Here is a 16,109-nt window from a genome sequence, read left to right on the forward strand (position 1 = left end):
GTGGACATCGATTCCGACATAAATTATACTTTCCATTGGTGGGTCTCCTTTGTTTGCGGTAACTCGGCCGCTTGTCTTTTATCTAAGTTTGCCGTAAATCCGCGGTTTTTAACATCGCGAGGCTCACCATATTGTATGTTATGTGGATTGCCAGTGGCAACGAAAGGTAAAAAAAGTATGAAAAATGATGTCAGTTATTATTAAGGGGCTGTTATGCGATTCTTAAAGATTAATCTTTACATTCTATTTTCAATTCTTACCTTTGATGTATTTCTTTTTATTTTGGATCGTTGTTCTGGTAGCCGCTATGTGGAAAGTTGGTTTGCTTTAGTATGCCTTGTGTTTGGGGGCATATGCATCTACACATTTGTGTCTTCACTGGTTTGTTTTTTGTTGAAAGTGTTCATGCATTTCTATGGTGTTAAAAAATTTTATATTATAAATGGAAGCACTTGTATCCTAAGTGTGTTCTTGTTCCTGATTAATATCTTTTTTGCAATCTGCATATTAGCTTATTTTAATTAGCCGATGATGAAAACTTCGAATCAAGCTGTGCTTTTTTCTTACTTTAAATTATATATTTGACTATATATAAAACTATATATTATAATATATACGCGAGGTGATAATATGTTAGTAGAAACAAGTCAGATGATGCCAATTACAAAGCTTCAGAAATCATTAACTCAGACTGTACGAAACATTTCAGAAAATAAAGAAACTGTTTTTATTCTAAAAAATAATGCAATGGAAGCGGTAATGATTCCTTTTGAAAAATACGAATATCTTTCCACTCTTGAAAATATTTTTGAAAGGATGGAAATATCAGAAACAGTAAAAAACAGAATGAAAAATTATGATGCTTCTAAATCAGTAAGTTGGGATTCAATTCGGGAAGAATAGTTATGGAAGACAAAAAGTATGAAATAAAATTTATTCCTGAGGCTGTTGAAGACTATAAAAAACTTGATGGAAGCGTGAAAAAAGATGTAAATAAAAAAATTGATAAACTTTCACAGAACCCATTGTGTGGACTTCCTTTAGGAAATAAAGACAACGTAGATTTAACAGGATTTTATAAATTGTACGCCTGTGGGACTAGCATAAGAATTGTATATCGCCTTTTGACACCAGAAAAAATAGAAATTGTAGAAATCTGGGGTATTGGAAAAAGAGAAAATTTACAGATATATAAAACTGTTGGGGAAAGAAAAGAAGAGGTGAAGTAAAAATCACATAACACTGTTTTCAAATCCGACAAGCGGTCAAGCTGCCTGCGGTTTAAAACAATGTTATGTGGACGCCCGCACTGGGGCGCTTTTTTTAGAAAAATTCAAAAATTTTTTTTTGCTTGCATAAGATAGGAGTATTTTTATCCATGGGTGGTATACAGTTTGATATTCCGGGCTGGATAGTACTTACTTTTGCCGTTTGTGCCGTGGCGTGGCCTCTGATTCTTGCGGCGGGTGGAACGGCTATAGTTTCGCTCATTGCGGCAACGGCGACAAAAAGTGCGATTGCTCTTAAAGTGGCGGCTGTCGCTGCGGCTGTCTTCTTTTCTCCCCTTGTCATCGGCATAGTCGGTGCGCCCATATTCATGGGAGAGGGTGGAAATTATGTAGATTTGGCTCATCAGGAATGGAAGGAGGATACGCCTCTTATCCGTGCAGTTAAAATTCAGGATTATAAAAAAGTCGAAAAACTGCTCAAAAAAGGAGCTGACCCAAACGCTTTTTCTGAAGATGTAAGACGCACTCCCTTGAGCGAATCCTGCAAGGCGTATGATAAAGAATTAAAGGCAGACAGAATAACGGCTCTTCTGCTCAACGCTGGGGCAGACCCGAACAAAAAAATAGAGTTTGAAAACGATGCGATGAAAAACGCTGTCGTGTCAAAACGGCAGGACGCAATCAGGCTTCTCTGCTCCCACGGCTACGCTTTTTTAACGGAAGACGGAAATGGAAACGGCATTGCCGAATTCGCGATGATGGAGGGCTGCTATGCGGAAGCCTGTCTTCTCCTTGAACTTGGCGCAATTCCCTGCGGACGCTACGACTTTGGATTTTGCAAAAGGGACTACACGCCTTTTTTGTATATCATGCAAGAAAGGATTTTTCCAAGCCCTGATTTAGATGAAACTGCGGAACATAAGAAAAAAAGGCTGAGTCTTGAGAAAAAGAAAATCGCTGACCTCTGCCGCTTGTTCAAGATTCTTCTGGAAAAAGGGCTTGATGTGAACGCTCTGACACCTGACCACAGAAAAGACTCCGCGCTCATTCTTCTTGCTGATTATTCTGCGCCGATGAAAAAAATGCCTTTGGCAAAAATGCTCTTGGACGCTGGTGCAGATGTGAACATTCAAAACGCTGACGGCAAAACTGCACTGATGTTTTTGGCAAAAATTCCGTGGTCAGATGATGAGCTGTCAAACAGAGAAAAGTGGATCCGGCTTTTTGTCTCATACGGAGCGGACAAAACTTTACGCGACGAAGAAGGATTGACCGCCCTGGACTACTTTCACCACTCATGCCGCAAAGAAAAACTCAAAGAAACAGAACTTTCTCTGTATGACGAAATCGAACGCCTGCTCACGCCAGACACCGAATCAAAGTCAGTCACAGGCTCAAAGGCATCCGTAACAGAAAGAGGCAACAGCGTTAATGAAACCGAAAGCTCTGAGAAAGTGCAGATTGCGATTCACCTTCCGCTTGAAGATATGAGCGACGACTGGTAAAATAATGCATTTGGATGTCTTTCTAGCCGCCCCAGACTCACCCCCGCGTGCGGTTTAACTCATTGTTACACACACGCCCGCACTGGGGCGCAAGAAAATTAATTTATTTGAGAGAATTTATATGAAGAAATTATTAAGTTTTATCATTCTGTCTATATCGCTTTGTTCTGCATGGAGCCAGAGCCTTGAACAGAAAATCAGGAAGGTTCTCCTGAAAAACACTTTCACAGCATCTGGCATATATGATTTTGATACATATTCTTTCAGTGAAGAAAATGGGAAACTTCTGTGGGAAAAAGAAAGCTCCACTGAAGTTGGAGGCTACACTCTTGGTGGAGAAGCTGAAATAAAAGGAAAAAAAGTTCTTATTTACTACAAGTGGTGCTCTGAAGGGGCGGAATGGTTTTTCGGCGATGACAAAAATGCTGTGGGCTGGGAAGGTGCCAGAGAATTGGAGATTGAAGGAATTGAGCCTGACATTGGCTTTGAGGATTGCCGATATAAACTTGCTGGTGTGTATAAAGGCGGAGAAATAAAAGTCGGAGACAAAATCCTCATAGGAAAAATTGAGGCGGTAAAGGCGGATAAAATTCTTGCAGTCAATGCCTTGTGTAATACATACAGATTTCCTGATGAAAATGGTGAGCTTTTTCCCCGAACCATCATCTACAACAAAAAGGAAGGAGAAAGTTATATCGATGTCAATTGTTCAAGAATCCTTCCTGGCGCAATGATTCCTGTCCGTGCAGAGATTCCAAATTCAAAAAATATAAAGGGCGAAAAAGGCACATGGTATTATGGCGCTATTTTTGAGGAATCCCAATGGAAACGAAGCGCATGGTTCTTTGTTCCCGATACGGTGAAAGTAAAAGTCAGAAAGGATTTTGGAAAATTTGATGAATGGGATGGACCTTATCATATCCTGGATTTTGAAGATTCCTTTTTTGCAGAAGCAAGAAGACTTGGACTTTCTCACACTACTGAACAGCAGATAGAATCATTATATACAGGTAATCCAATGAAAGATCCATATCTCGCATTATCACGCACTTTGCCTGAACTTATCGATAGAACAGAACTTGAGGAAGGAAAGAGCTATGTTCTTGAAGACAATCTTAAGATGCGCTCAGGACCAAATCTTTCTGATGAAAAATTGACCACGGCTGTAGAAGGAACTAAGGCTAAGGTCGTAAAATGCGGTCGCTACGAAATCATCGACAATATTTACAGCAGATGGGTTCAGGTTGAATTTGCCCCCGCTGTAACGGATAAAGACGGAAAAGCTTTTGACGGAAAAAAATCCTACTGGTGTTTTGGCGGATATCTTAAATGAGTATGGCAAATAACGACATCTTCAAAGCAGAGGCAATGAAATGAACATTTCCGTTCAGTTCGTTGCAACGGCTTGTTTTATAGGTAAAAAAGGATAAAAAAATGACAGTCACAACTTTAGAAAATCTGTATATTAATGGCAACCAAAACATAAAAAAAGCAATCGATATAGCATTTAAAATTAATAATTATGACAGGGTTTCGGATTTATTGAAAATTGAATTTGTAACACATGATGGATCTATAAGTGAATTAACTCAGATTCGAAATCGTTGTAACGGACAAGCTATGCTGTACAATCCTGTGTTTAATAATTTTGCATCTCCGACCGTTTCCTCAAATAAAGATGTAACGCCTTTTATTGTTGCAAGGCAGGATTTTATAAATGAAGATGAGCCAATTCTTATTATAGGACTGACATATTCAATTGTTTATATCTATTATTATCTGGCATTTAAAAATGAAGTGCTGTCAGAAGAACCTTTTGCACGAAGTTTATTAATAAAGACAACTCTTACATATATTTCAGAATACAAAGCGTTTTTTAGCTATATGGATTCATATCCGGATGTTGATTTAAAAAACATGATGGATGGATCTGTCGATTCTTCTATTTTTCCTCCAAATGCGCCCCTTGCCTTAAAGAATGGATTTAATTATTTGATCGCCTGCTCATATTTTGCAAGACTCAGGGCTGCAAGAGAGCATAATAAAATAAAACAGGATGAGTTTTGGCCAGTTGCAGAAGAATTTGGAGAAAAGAATTTTGGTTCAGCATGGCAGGATATTAAAGATTTGTTTTTATCTAAAATAAAAAACTTTTCAGATATTTTATCGTTGCAGAATTATGAACATTTTATTGCTTATCAATTAATCTGATGAAATAAAAAACGGGAGTTTTCTATGAGTAAAATAAACAGAATTGAAACTGATGATTTCTGGGCTGACTCAACTGTTATTGAAGCCGGTAACTTTGTATATACAAGTTATTGTATGAAAAATGAAGGGAAGCCTATGAAACAAAATTTATAAGAGAAGGAATAAAGTTCCAGATTGATGCAGTTGCATTTAAGGAATAAAAGTATGAAAAAAAATATTTTAACAATTCTTTTGATGTTTTTTAATTTTTTGCTTTTCGCTCAAGAAACTCATTTTGTTTTGCAAGCTGGAGAAATTCATAATACTGATACAAAACTCACCAAAGATTCGACAGTTTATGCAGAATGTAGTCTTCGGTTAAGAGATTCCCCAGATTTAAAATCCTCAAAAATCGGGCTTTTGGTTTCAGGAGAAAAAGTAAAAATTACTGAAATTGGTAAACAAGACGAAATCGACAACATAAAATCAAACTGGATAAAGGTCAAAAATGATAAAATTGAAGGCTGGTGCTTCGGCGGGTATGTTTCATCACCAAAAATAATTTCCCCCAGAATATTTATGGGCGGTCCAATTATTAGTTCCGAGGAAACAGATAATGGAAAATCATTTTATTTATATAATTACGATTCAAATGAAATATATTGCAGCTTTGAGAATTGTTATTTAGCCACTGAAACTGGGTATGCTTATGAGTGGTATCCTTATGTTTGCTTCGTAAACAAAACAAACAAAATTTTGTATGTATTCAATGTAGAAGAAGGCACTATTATTCCTACTGTGAAAGTAAATAACCTTGCTCAATATGCAACTGTTACGCCAAATAAAAAATATCTGATTTACACTTATTCAAATAAAGATAAGTGGGAGCCAGACAGCACTCGCTATATAAATATATATGAAATAAAAACACAGCGGCTTGTTGCAAAAATCGAAAAGTATTGTGAAGAAATGAATTATGTTATGTTTCATTTTAAGGAAGACCCTAGTGTCTTAAGAATAAATGTTGACGAAGAATGTGGTGGTGACGGGCTTTTACATGCATTCTATTTTAATCAGGACACAGAGAAAATATCATACGATAAATATTGGAATGTCAGATGGAATGATTAACATTGCCCATCTTAAAAAAACACATAAAAAGCTTAGCAGAAAAAATTTATGAAAAATGATTGCAAAACAAATGTTTTCAGCAAAATTGTCTCATTTTTATTGATCTGTGAAATTTTCCTGATGTATCCGTTTTTTTTCTCAACCGTGTTCAGCGATTTTATAGGAGGAATCGATGATGTTGAAGGGCTTTTTCTTATAATACTTCTGGTTCCATATTTCATTGTTTATACAATACACGAATGTTTCATTCCAGAAATATTATTTGCAATATGTGTTTTTGCCAGTATAATTGTACTTATTCTAAAAATTAAGCAGAAAGAAGCATATAAAAAATTCTTAATTTTATTTATTGTATTTTTAATAATATGTATACCCGGATTTTTTTCATACTTTGAAAACATGTAAATTTGGAGAAAAAAGTGAAAAAGAAAATAATATTCTTAACTATATTATTCTTAACCGTAAGACTGTTTGCAGACAAATCCCGATTTTACGAAAACGGCAAGGTAATCGATACGCTGTATGTCGATTCTAAGGAAGGCTTGCGCGTTCGGGATTTTCCATCGCTCAAGTCAAACAGGCTTTGCGGACTTCCGCACAGGCTTTCCGTCAAAGTTGTGGCCATCGGAAATGAAGAAACGATTGACGGAATCACAGCTCCGTGGGTAGAAATTCTAATCCCTCGCTACGAATGGCACGGCTATAACCATGAGTTCGGCTGGGTGTTCGGCGGCTATCTTTCAAACAAAAAGCCTGCATTTTTGCCAAAACAATGGACAGGAAGTGATTTCCGATGTTTTTTGTCAAAATGTAATTGGATTGAGGACAGTGATTCTTCACATCGGGAAATTCTTTGTTTTGAGGAAAGCGGTGATTTTAAAAGGCATATTGAAGAAATGGGAGCCGGTGGATTCGGAACATGGAAGCCAGATTTTAAAAACAAGTCTGTAACCGCAAGGTCTTCATTTGTAATGGCGGGAGACGATGATAATACGCCAGCATATAACACAGAGACTTTCAAGATTGAAAATATCGAAGAGTTTTCTATTTCAATAAACGGCCAGCGATATATTTCTGATTGCCGCTGTGGAGTATTGGGTAATGAAGAAAATTTCAAAGACTTTGATAAAACCGGTTCTCAGTTTAATACAAGTATCAGAGGATTTATGTTCGTCTTCTATTCTTCCGAAAGCATTTTTGATTCAATATACCGCGAAAAAGCTTCATGGCTGAAAGATTCGTTCATCAGATTCGGAGTTTACAATTCCCTGAACGAAGATTATATAAAATCATACCACGACTACTGGAATCCAATCATGGCGGAGCACCAGAAAAAAGCCGATAAAATGTAGTACGACTTCTCAGCTACAGGCTACAAGCTAAACCGCAAATAAATGCGCAAATCCAGGCCAAAGCACACTGCCAGATGACAAGGCCGGCTGCCCATTTTGCGCCAAGCTCGCGTTTTATAGAAGCAATTGCCGCAACGCAAGGAGTGTACAAAAGGCTGAAGACAAGCAGGCTCGCCGCGCTCGCAGAAGAAAGAATTGTCTGAACTCCGTCCGCAAACAAAATCTCCAGGGTAGAAACAACGCTTTCTTTTGCAATAAAGCCGCTTACAAGGGCAACAGAAATCTGCCAGTCGCCAAGTCCAATAGGCTTCATCAACGGCGAAATTAAACGCGCAATCGAAGCAAGAATACTAAGTTCGGCATCATCAACAAGCTGCATTTTCCAGTTAAAGCTCTGCAGGAACCATACAACAATTGTCGCGATAAAAATTACGGTAAAGGCGCGCTGCAAAAAGTCCTTTGCCTTTTCCCACAAAAGCTGAACGGTGTTACGAAGCCCCGGCATTCTGTAATTCGGCAGCTCCATTACAAAAGGCACAGCCTCGCCCTTAAAAATCGTTCTTTTATATATCAGGGCAACAAGGATTCCAACAAAAATTCCCAGAAAGTAAAGCCCGGTCATAATTAAACCGCCGCGAGAAGGGAAGAAGGCATTTACAAAGAATGCATAAATCGGAAGCTTTGCAGTACAGCTCATAAAAGGAGTGAGTAGAATTGTCATTTTTCTGTCGCGCTCACTAGGAAGCGTTCTTGTAGACATAACCGCAGGAACCGAACAGCCAAAACCGATTAAAAGAGGCACAATGCTGCGTCCCGAAAGACCGATTTTTCGCAAAAGCTTATCCATAAAGAAAGCAACACGGGCAATATAGCCAGAATCCTCCAGCATAGAAAGGAAGAAAAAGAGCGTAACGATAATCGGAAGGAAGGAAAGCACGCTTCCAACGCCTGCAAAAATACCGTCAATAATAAGCCCGTGAAGCACTTCATTCACACCGATTGCAGAAAGGCCAGAATCACAGACCACCGTAAGCCCGTCAATCCCTGCCTCCAGCAAGCCCTGCAGCCATGCGCCAATCACATTAAAAGTCAGATAGAAAACTCCCGCCATAATTGCAAAAAAACATGGAATTGCACTCCAGCGACCGGTCAAAACTCGGTCAATTTTCTCACTTCTTGCCCGCTCACGGCTTTCATGAGGCTTTTTTACACACAAATCGCAAAGACGGTAAATAAAACTAAAACGCATATCCGCAATAGAAGCACTTCGGTCAAGCCCGCGCTCCTTTTCCATCTGCATAATGATATGTTCAAGCATCTCTTTTTCGTTTACATCAAGATCAAGCTTGTGAAGAATCCGCTTATCATCTTCCAGAAGCTTAGTCGCTGCAAAACGAACAGGAACCCCGGCCTTTTCCGCATGGTCTTCAATCAAATGAATGGTTCCGTGCAGGGCTCTGTGAACCGCACCGCCATTATCTTCCTTACCGCAAAAATCCTGACGAAGAGGCTTTTCCTGAAACTTTGCCACGTGCACAGCATGAGAAATCAACTCTTCAATACCCTGCCCCTTTTTTGCAGAAATCGGAACAACAGGCACACCAAGCACGTGCTCCATCTTGTTTACGTCAATGGAACCGCCGTTTGCAGTCAACTCGTCCATCATATTCAGGGCAATTACCAGAGGAATATTCAGCTCCAGAAGCTGCATGGTCAGATAAAGATTTCGCTCAATGTTAGTAGCATCCACAATATTAATGATGGCGTGAGGCTTTTCCTGCAGAACAAAATCGCGCGAAATCAGTTCCTCGCTCGTGTAAGGCGACATCGAATAAATGCCCGGAAGGTCAGTTATAAGAGTGTCCGGGTGCCCCTTAATCTCGCCCGATTTTCTGTCTACAGTAACGCCAGGAAAGTTTCCCACGTGCTGATTCGAGCCGGTCAGCTTGTTAAAAAGCGTCGTTTTTCCGCAGTTCTGATTTCCCACCAGGGCAAAAGAAAGCACAGTTCCGTCCGGCAGAGGATTTTCTTCCTTTTTATTGTGAAATTTTCCGCCCTCACCAAGTCCAGGATGCGAGCCAATTGTAATGTCATCGATTAATTCGGGCGTTCCCTGCCTGTCGGCAGGTCGGGCTTTTCGGGCTTCCGCGTCTTCGCGCTCCATTCCTTCGTTCGCTCCGCTCTCTTCGGAACGGCCGCCTTCGGCGTCCGGCCCTACAATCCCTAACGCGGTCACTTCAATCTTCTCAGCATCAGCTACCCTGAGCGTAAGTTCATATCCGTGCAGCTGAAATTCCATCGGGTCCCCAAGCGGCGCATATTTTACAAGAGTAATTTCCGCCCCCGGAATAATTCCCATATCCAAAAAGTGCTGGCGCAACGCTCCGTTTCCGCCCAGCTTTTTTACACAAACACTATCCCCGATTTTCACCTGACTAAGATTCATATATCACTTTTCCGCACAATTTCTCTCTCCTTAAATTTTACAAAGATTTACCAGCTTGTCAATTATATTTAAATAGAAGTCTCTGTCCATTCATTGTTGTTTTTCGACCGTAAAAGTCTCCCCGATGCCAAGCAATTTTTTCTTCAAAGTTGGAATTATAAGCGAAATCGGCCGTTTGGAATCCGTGGTGACTTTCGCCGAGCAGATGTAGCCGGAACCGATTTTTTGAGCCGGGCCTTTTGATGAAGACCATTTATAGCCAGAAAAAGTCGTTGGATCCGGAATAATGCTTACCTTCACTTCGATTGGATTCTGAATCTGGTGGAAAGTGTTCGCCAGGCTCACATTCTGCAAAATTGACACAAGATAATTGTCACTGACAGGAAATTCGGAAACATCGGTAATCAATCCCTGAATGTATCCGTACTCTTCCTGTTTTACCGTCGTCGGTGCAAGCCCGATTTTCATGCCAGGCTGGATTTTCTTGCCCTCGATAGCCGAAAAATAAACAAGCGCACCGATTGTTGCCTCGTCAGAACCAGACTCAATAACCGCAATCGTGCTGCCCGGCTGAACATAATCACCGCGGCGCACAGGAATTTCCATAATACGCCCGCTCGCAGTAGCCACAACCTGAGTCGCCGTCTGATAATTCTCATTCAGCACAAGAATCTGCTGCTCAATGTTCATCTCCGTCTGCGGGAATTTAAATATTCCTGCTCGGTGATGAGTCCCTGATCAAAAAGGCTCTTCATCATCCCCTGCTTTGCGTTCCCGCCCTTGCTTGCAGAACGAATCACACTCTGCATCTTGAGATAACCTTCGAGTTTTTTTCATTCACCTTGATTTGGTCGAGAATATCCTGCCGCTCAATTCGGGCAATAATCTGACCGTTATGAACCGTATCGCCGTGATTGACAAAAATATTTTTTACCGCGCCCTGATTCGCATATTTTACGCTCGTAATATGGTCGCTGTTCACCAAAACGCCTGTTCCGCTCACTGTATCAGGCACCGAACCGAAAACTCCCCACAAGATTGCCACACCGAGAATAATGGCCACCGAGATCAATGCAAGCACACTAGACGGCTTTACGACAGTCATAGTCTGTTCAAGCTGATCAAGAGAAGCGATTCTATCCAATGCAGATTTTCTGAAGATTGCGCGTTTCATTATTTTTGCTCCCTGCTCCAAAGTACGCAATATGCCTGAGTTCTGGCAGCAAAACGAGCGACTTTCAGCAAAGCCCGGATTTCAGCCTTTGTGTACCAATAGGCTTCGATTTCCTCCATCTCGGAATCACTCGGCTTGATTTCGCCGCTCGCAGTTCCTTCAATCACGATATTTTTTTCGTTAGAGAAGCCGACCGCCGAATAACACTCAAACCAGATTTCATCTATATGGGTGAGTTTCAGGCCTGTTTCCTCTCGAAGCTCTCGCTCCGCAGCCGAAGCCGCATCCTCTCCGCTGTCGATAAGCCCCGCCGGAAAATTGTAGACCCACTCACCAGTCGCCATTCGGAATTCACGCGAAAGAAGAATCTGCTCCCTTTTCTCATCATGAAGAATCATGACGACAGCATCAACTCGCCCGCCTTTCAATTCATCTTCATTCGTGATTTTCGGGTTGCGGCTAATCATCTCGTAAGTCTTGTTTTTGCCGCTCACAGTCTCATAGTCAATATTGTATCGGGTAATGAATTTTCCCTGATGGATTTTATTGATTGATTTGAATTTCATAGGCTACACACCGCTTATTGTCTCATAGTAAATGCAGTTGTGAGCGCACTGACCTTTAAAAGCCCCCTCACAAATCGGCATCTTGCAAAGCATCTGCGCCTCGTCATCGGTACGGCTGATTCTCTTCCGGACATAACCGATGTTCTCGAAATTAAGCTCCTTGCCCTTTTCGAGAGCCGCACAGGTGTTAATCCAGACAACATTGCAATCATCATGGGCGCACAAATCCGACGACTGCCTAAAATCATAAGAACCTGTCGAGAATGAAGGAACAATGATAAGCGTGAGCTTGAAGCACCGCATGAGCTGTTCCATGTATTTTGTGGTGAGGAAGTCCTTACATATAAGAATGGCGATACGGCCGATTCCCTCATAATGGAAGATATTCACCACAAGGCTCGAAAGGATTCCCTCAAGATAGCCTGTTCCGTTCAAATCCGCACGGAAAGGATTCTGCTTGCTCTGGCGGCATACGATTTTCCCGAATTTATCAAGAATCGTGACCGTGTTGCCCTTCTTTTCCCAGAATGACGGCAAAATTATGAGCGAAGGAATATATTCCCGTTCCTCGTCAGAAAGAGCCTTGAGCTTTTCGGTGATAAAATTTGTCATCTCAGGGTTTCCGAGCATCTCCGGGAACACAATGATGTCGCTCTCGTTCTTTGCCGCCGTGACAATCTTTTCCCAGATAAGGCTGTTTTCGGCCTCGTAGTCGGATTCATCGTAAGCGATTTTAAAGAACTGAACTTTGTCCTCGGAATAAGGAACGACATCAAAACGCCTTTCCAATCTGAGTGGCGTGGCGGCAATTTTTAAGGTGCCCGTTTCTGCGAATTTTGGGAACAAATCATTTTTAAGGAAGAAATGCTTGTCAATCAGCTCGCCCAAAATCGTATTTTCCATGAGGAGCATGTTGAACAAAAAATTGTCCATGCGGTTATAGCTGTGGCTGAGCCTGTGCTTTCGCTCCCACACGCAGGAAGTGCGCGGCAGAAGTCCTATTCCAGTGGACTCTCGGTTTGTGTTCAGTACGACGGAAAAATCATCATCCTGGAACTCGGCTATTTTCTTCTTTAATAAAGTCTCAACAGCCTCGTCCAGAATCTGAATCAACCCCACGATCGCAAAATAGTATTTATTCTTGAAAAATCTGTCCGAAAGTTCCTTAAGACTCTCAAAAAGCTCCTCCGTTAAATCTTCTTCCACAAGCTGATGGACTTCAAAAATCCTAAGCCGTTTTGTGTCCGTCTCAAAAAGAACCGGAATTTTCTCATAAACAAGCTCGTTTATGCGGAATTTCTCGGCATTTGAAATGCAGCTGTAATGCACAAAAAATTCTTCCGTGCAGGAATTGATTACCAGAGAGCAAAGTTCTGCGACCGTGTTGTAGATATTCATAGTTTAAAACGCTTTCTTTACGATAATCTCGACCTTCTTGCCCTGAATGCCCACGAGCACATCATCGGCAATGTTCGCGATTATGGATTTTTCCAGCTCGTCCCACTTTTCACCCTCCTCGCCGCTCGTTTTTGCCCGATAAGCACCAAGCGACCATGAGGCACTTGAAAAATATGGCACAGTTCCCATTCCGTCATGATAAAATTCATAGTCCAACGGAAGCTGATTGATATTCTTTTCATAGTCAATCAGCATGAATTCTACAGCCAGCTTGATTTTTGCCATTATTCCGACGGCCGCAGCATTTTTTCCTGATGACGAGACCTGAAGCAGCTTCTCCCGAATTTCATCAGTAAGAGAGGCATTAGGATTCAGGACGGTGTGCAGCTCAAAAGATTTTCCGTTGCAATCAATCCAAAATTCACCGTCAGAAAATTCCAAAAGCTCAGGCAGCATTCCGACCAGTTCTTCGGCAAGCAGGCGGAGCCGGCCGTTTTCTTTTTTATCAAGAGAGGCAAAAAGACCTGTTTTCTGAGTCTGATAGAGAATGTTTTTGAGGAAATCTGTGTCCTTCTCTCCACAAGGAAGCTTACATATATCTGATTTCATATATTGCCGCCTAGTCTATGTTAAGGATTTCCTTGAATCCTGTTACCTCAAAAATATCGAGAACCATGTCGCAGACATTTGTAACAGTCATGCCACCCTTCGAAGCAAAAGCCTTGTGAGCAGAAAGAAGCACACGCAAACCTGCTGAAGAAATATACTCAAGCTTAGAGCAGTCGATTACAAGTGAATTGGCATCAGTAACAGTCTGGATTACCTTTTCCAAATCTGGAGCAGTAATTGTGTCCAGGCGCGTGTCCAAAACAAGCGTAGCTTTATCGCCTTCGATAATTTTCTGAATTTCCATTTTTTCCCCCATGAAAAGTAAAAGATTAAAATTGATTTCTATGCGATGTTCAAGAAAATGTCAGCGCCAGTTACCTCAAAAACCTGCCTGCAGAACTGGCTCGGATTTCTGATAATCAGCTCATGATCTTCCTTCTTCTTTTTTTGGGCTGCAAGCAAAACCCGCACCCCCGCACTTGAAATATACTCAACTCCAGCAAAGTCGAGCACAAGCCTCCAGACAACAGGAGACGGAACCCATTTCATTACCTCAGCCTCCAATGTAGCCGAAGAATTCACATCTATCCTGCCCGAAACAATAAGCGTTACAGTATGGTCAGTTCGTTCTTCCGTAATTTGCATATAAAACTCCTTTAAAAAATTATAACACAAAAACAACGAAAAGAGAATTTTTTTTTCATATTTAATTAAGAATTCACTTTGATTTTTTTTTAGTAACAAATTTTCAACGCAGTCATCCGAGCCATGAACCTTCCAAAAGCGTCTACAAATTCATACAGTATGGTAACAAAAACTCAACGGAAAACCACAATAACGCTCGTTAGTCAGTATCTCAGAAAGACCTTCTCATCATTCCTTTCCCCTACCCTATTTCATTGTAATAAAAGATTTTAATAAGGTAACAAATTTTCAACGCAGTCTGAATTTCAAGGAATTTACCGAACGGTAGTAACAAATTCCCAACGAAAAGGCTTTTTTGGTAACAGATTTTCAACGGAATCCAGGAAAAAAAGGCAGGAAAGGCCAAAATATCGGAAACTTTGTTTCTATGCAAAAGAAATCAGAAAAGGCACCAAGGAAAGTCACAAATTTTCAACGCGGCTTTTACAAGGATCAGAATCAAAAACAACTCAGTAACAAATTTTCAACGATTTTCCATCAAAATAATTCTTCGGGAAGAAACAAAAAGCCTAAAAAAGTAACATTTTCTCAACGAAATACAACAATTTAATAGAAGAAATCTGCAAAAAGTAACGCTTTTCCAACGCTTTCAAACAAAATAATGTGGAAAAGCTCTATAAAAGTCACAGTTTCTCAACGGAAAGGAAAGGCACTTAAATCCTTATTTTACAAAGACTTATCAAACCTTTCCGAATTCCGCGGTCACACCATCTCAACGAATTCGTCACAAATTCACAACTTCTTCTATATAAACAAATAGAATTCAAATAGATTTTAAAATTTAAAACAAATAGTAAAATCCGTTAATATGTTTATAACCGTTGTTTTTCTGTGACTACAAATTCGCCGTAACAAGAACATAGTGCTTATCATTCGGAAGAATCACAGGCTTGCTTTTTGCCAATGTGATTCCAGAATTATCATTCGCAATCGATACATTGAGTTCAGGATAATACTTCTTTTTGATAAGGTTTATCTGCTCCTTCAATGTGTTCCAGTTTACCCTTTCCTCGGACTCATAGCTCTTTTCCTTGATTGGCAAGAACTGGTTTATAAGTGACTCACGCGAGATGAAAATCGGCTCGGTGATGCTGTTGTTCCTGTAAACGAACCATGCATACAAATCCTTTCCGACGACGCTTGAAATCTCCTTGTAGACCGTGTAATCAATCGGAACTGAGTGCTCCTTTGAAAGCTTGGTGAATTTGTCAGATAGAACGATTGTGAGACCGATACTCTTTTTTTCCTTTCCGTTCTCGTCGATGTCAACATAGCTCATTGACTCGAAGAAAGGCACTACTCCGCTTGTATGCCATGTAGCCGTGACTTCGCCGTCAAGTTTCTCGTCCTCGCTGAAAAATTCTTTGAAAAGATATTTCTGGGTTTTCTGGACTCTTTTCTCACGGAATACGAATGATGCTCCAGAGAAACACTCAAGCTGCTCCTTGACTTCCTTGCCTCGCTGTTTCGGGAGCTGAAGTTCGTCCAGAAGCTGCTGCAATGACGAATACTGAAGGATTACAGGCTTTTCCGGGCTTGCCTCTTTGTCGAGGACTGCGTGGGTGGTCATAATCGTGAGAAGGAGACGGCCGTTCTTTCCGTAAGGAACTTTGATGTCGCTCGTGAGCTTGAAATTGATGTTGTTGTACTTTCGCTCGAATACATTCTTTTTTACATCTTTTAGCGGTAATGCCGCCGCGATGAAAGGACTTGCGATATAGCTGCGGTACTTTTTTATGATTTCGGTTGTGGTTTCCTCAATCGGAAAAAGTTCCTGCAGGTATTTGTTTTCTTCTTCCGACAT

Annotated in this window: 18 protein-coding genes; 9 read left to right on the plus strand and 9 right to left on the minus strand. The window is 40.8% G+C overall.

The annotated features are described in order from the left end of the window. The first annotated feature begins 630 nt into the window (after window positions 1–630). The 9 genes from IJJ71_RS10205 to IJJ71_RS10245 all read left to right on the plus strand — a co-directional run bounded on the left by IJJ71_RS10205 (window position 631) and on the right by IJJ71_RS10245 (window position 7,407). On the plus strand, window positions 631–903 hold the full coding sequence (locus IJJ71_RS10205; RefSeq protein WP_002706714.1) for a type II toxin-antitoxin system Phd/YefM family antitoxin: 273 nt from the start codon (window positions 631–633) through the stop codon (window positions 901–903). 2 nt (window positions 904–905) lie between these two features. After that, window positions 906–1,229: a type II toxin-antitoxin system RelE family toxin gene (locus IJJ71_RS10210; RefSeq protein ID WP_296846788.1), complete on the plus strand. Its 324-nt coding sequence runs from the start codon at window positions 906–908 to the stop codon at window positions 1,227–1,229. A gap of 149 nt (window positions 1,230–1,378) precedes the next feature. Further along, window positions 1,379–2,734: an ankyrin repeat domain-containing protein gene (locus IJJ71_RS10215; protein WP_296846790.1), complete on the plus strand. Its 1,356-nt coding sequence runs from the start codon at window positions 1,379–1,381 to the stop codon at window positions 2,732–2,734. A gap of 121 nt (window positions 2,735–2,855) precedes the next feature. Beyond that, complete coding sequence (locus IJJ71_RS10220; protein ID WP_296846792.1) at window positions 2,856–4,067, plus strand: SH3 domain-containing protein; 1,212 nt, start codon at window positions 2,856–2,858, stop codon at window positions 4,065–4,067. Window positions 4,068–4,168: 101 nt separating this feature from the next. Continuing rightward, on the plus strand, window positions 4,169–4,945 hold the full coding sequence (locus IJJ71_RS10225; protein WP_296846794.1) for a hypothetical protein: 777 nt from the start codon (window positions 4,169–4,171) through the stop codon (window positions 4,943–4,945). A gap of 24 nt (window positions 4,946–4,969) precedes the next feature. Further along, window positions 4,970–5,098: a hypothetical protein gene (locus IJJ71_RS10230; protein WP_296846796.1), complete on the plus strand. Its 129-nt coding sequence runs from the start codon at window positions 4,970–4,972 to the stop codon at window positions 5,096–5,098. Window positions 5,099–5,149: 51 nt separating this feature from the next. Next, on the plus strand, window positions 5,150–6,055 hold the full coding sequence (locus tag IJJ71_RS10235; RefSeq protein ID WP_296846798.1) for an SH3 domain-containing protein: 906 nt from the start codon (window positions 5,150–5,152) through the stop codon (window positions 6,053–6,055). A gap of 48 nt (window positions 6,056–6,103) precedes the next feature. Further along, window positions 6,104–6,460 (plus strand): hypothetical protein, encoded by a 357-nt coding sequence (locus IJJ71_RS10240; RefSeq protein ID WP_296846800.1) that lies wholly within the window; start codon window positions 6,104–6,106, stop codon window positions 6,458–6,460. A gap of 14 nt (window positions 6,461–6,474) precedes the next feature. Further along, the gene (locus IJJ71_RS10245; RefSeq protein ID WP_296846802.1) at window positions 6,475–7,407 is read left to right on the plus strand and encodes an SH3 domain-containing protein; all 933 of its coding nucleotides are present in this window, start codon (window positions 6,475–6,477) and stop codon (window positions 7,405–7,407) included. A 13-nt stretch (window positions 7,408–7,420) separates the two neighbouring features. Here IJJ71_RS10245 and feoB read toward each other — a convergent pair whose 3' ends face one another. The 9 genes from feoB to IJJ71_RS10290 all read right to left on the minus strand — a co-directional run bounded on the left by feoB (window position 7,421) and on the right by IJJ71_RS10290 (window position 16,109). Then, window positions 7,421–9,853: a ferrous iron transport protein B gene (gene feoB / locus IJJ71_RS10250; protein ID WP_296846804.1), complete on the minus strand. Its 2,433-nt coding sequence runs from the start codon at window positions 9,851–9,853 to the stop codon at window positions 7,421–7,423. Window positions 9,854–9,943: 90 nt separating this feature from the next. Continuing rightward, complete coding sequence (locus tag IJJ71_RS10255; protein ID WP_296846806.1) at window positions 9,944–10,543, minus strand: NHLP bacteriocin system secretion protein; 600 nt, start codon at window positions 10,541–10,543, stop codon at window positions 9,944–9,946. A gap of 106 nt (window positions 10,544–10,649) precedes the next feature. After that, window positions 10,650–11,027 carry a biotin/lipoyl-binding protein gene (locus tag IJJ71_RS10260; RefSeq protein ID WP_296846808.1) on the minus strand — a complete coding sequence of 126 codons (378 nt, stop codon included), beginning with the start codon at window positions 11,025–11,027 and terminating at the stop codon, window positions 10,650–10,652. Then, window positions 11,027–11,593 (minus strand): NUDIX hydrolase, encoded by a 567-nt coding sequence (locus IJJ71_RS10265; protein WP_296846809.1) that lies wholly within the window; start codon window positions 11,591–11,593, stop codon window positions 11,027–11,029. Before IJJ71_RS10265 ends, IJJ71_RS10260 begins: the two co-directional genes overlap by 1 nt. A 3-nt stretch (window positions 11,594–11,596) precedes the next feature. After that, window positions 11,597–12,991: a carbon-nitrogen hydrolase family protein gene (locus IJJ71_RS10270; protein WP_296846810.1), complete on the minus strand. Its 1,395-nt coding sequence runs from the start codon at window positions 12,989–12,991 to the stop codon at window positions 11,597–11,599. A gap of 3 nt (window positions 12,992–12,994) precedes the next feature. After that, window positions 12,995–13,600 carry a hypothetical protein gene (locus tag IJJ71_RS10275; RefSeq protein WP_296846811.1) on the minus strand — a complete coding sequence of 202 codons (606 nt, stop codon included), beginning with the start codon at window positions 13,598–13,600 and terminating at the stop codon, window positions 12,995–12,997. A gap of 10 nt (window positions 13,601–13,610) precedes the next feature. After that, window positions 13,611–13,904, minus strand: coding sequence for an STAS domain-containing protein (locus tag IJJ71_RS10280; RefSeq protein WP_296846812.1), 294 nt, complete (start codon window positions 13,902–13,904; stop codon window positions 13,611–13,613). Between the two features lie 38 nt (window positions 13,905–13,942). Continuing rightward, on the minus strand, window positions 13,943–14,245 hold the full coding sequence (locus IJJ71_RS10285; RefSeq protein ID WP_296846813.1) for an STAS domain-containing protein: 303 nt from the start codon (window positions 14,243–14,245) through the stop codon (window positions 13,943–13,945). Window positions 14,246–15,140: 895 nt separating this feature from the next. Next, window positions 15,141–16,109 carry a replication initiation protein gene (locus IJJ71_RS10290; RefSeq protein ID WP_296846814.1) on the minus strand — a complete coding sequence of 323 codons (969 nt, stop codon included), beginning with the start codon at window positions 16,107–16,109 and terminating at the stop codon, window positions 15,141–15,143.

The organism is Treponema sp. (assembly GCF_017430385.1).
Taxonomy (GTDB): Bacteria; Spirochaetota; Spirochaetia; order Treponematales; family Treponemataceae; genus Treponema_D.

What these genes read in the sequence shown, in the direction of transcription:
- IJJ71_RS10220 (WP_296846792.1), top strand. Translation starts at nt 2,856, where the DNA reads ATGAAGAAATTATTAAGTTTTATCATTCTGTCTATATCGCTTTGTTCT.
- IJJ71_RS10290 (WP_296846814.1), bottom strand. Translation starts at nt 16,109, where the DNA reads ATGTCGGAAGAAGAAAACAAATACCTGCAGGAACTTTTTCCGATTGAG.
- IJJ71_RS10255 (WP_296846806.1), bottom strand. Translation starts at nt 10,543, where the DNA reads ATGAACATTGAGCAGCAGATTCTTGTGCTGAATGAGAATTATCAGACG.
- IJJ71_RS10225 (WP_296846794.1), top strand. Translation starts at nt 4,169, where the DNA reads ATGACAGTCACAACTTTAGAAAATCTGTATATTAATGGCAACCAAAAC.
- IJJ71_RS10210 (WP_296846788.1), top strand. Translation starts at nt 906, where the DNA reads ATGGAAGACAAAAAGTATGAAATAAAATTTATTCCTGAGGCTGTTGAA.
- IJJ71_RS10205 (WP_002706714.1), top strand. Translation starts at nt 631, where the DNA reads ATGTTAGTAGAAACAAGTCAGATGATGCCAATTACAAAGCTTCAGAAA.
- IJJ71_RS10230 (WP_296846796.1), top strand. Translation starts at nt 4,970, where the DNA reads ATGAGTAAAATAAACAGAATTGAAACTGATGATTTCTGGGCTGACTCA.
- feoB (WP_296846804.1), bottom strand. Translation starts at nt 9,853, where the DNA reads ATGAATCTTAGTCAGGTGAAAATCGGGGATAGTGTTTGTGTAAAAAAG.
- IJJ71_RS10235 (WP_296846798.1), top strand. Translation starts at nt 5,150, where the DNA reads ATGAAAAAAAATATTTTAACAATTCTTTTGATGTTTTTTAATTTTTTG.
- IJJ71_RS10265 (WP_296846809.1), bottom strand. Translation starts at nt 11,593, where the DNA reads ATGAAATTCAAATCAATCAATAAAATCCATCAGGGAAAATTCATTACC.
- IJJ71_RS10270 (WP_296846810.1), bottom strand. Translation starts at nt 12,991, where the DNA reads ATGAATATCTACAACACGGTCGCAGAACTTTGCTCTCTGGTAATCAAT.
- IJJ71_RS10275 (WP_296846811.1), bottom strand. Translation starts at nt 13,600, where the DNA reads ATGAAATCAGATATATGTAAGCTTCCTTGTGGAGAGAAGGACACAGAT.
- IJJ71_RS10215 (WP_296846790.1), top strand. Translation starts at nt 1,379, where the DNA reads ATGGGTGGTATACAGTTTGATATTCCGGGCTGGATAGTACTTACTTTT.
- IJJ71_RS10240 (WP_296846800.1), top strand. Translation starts at nt 6,104, where the DNA reads ATGAAAAATGATTGCAAAACAAATGTTTTCAGCAAAATTGTCTCATTT.
- IJJ71_RS10285 (WP_296846813.1), bottom strand. Translation starts at nt 14,245, where the DNA reads ATGCAAATTACGGAAGAACGAACTGACCATACTGTAACGCTTATTGTT.
- IJJ71_RS10260 (WP_296846808.1), bottom strand. Translation starts at nt 11,027, where the DNA reads ATGAAACGCGCAATCTTCAGAAAATCTGCATTGGATAGAATCGCTTCT.
- IJJ71_RS10280 (WP_296846812.1), bottom strand. Translation starts at nt 13,904, where the DNA reads ATGGAAATTCAGAAAATTATCGAAGGCGATAAAGCTACGCTTGTTTTG.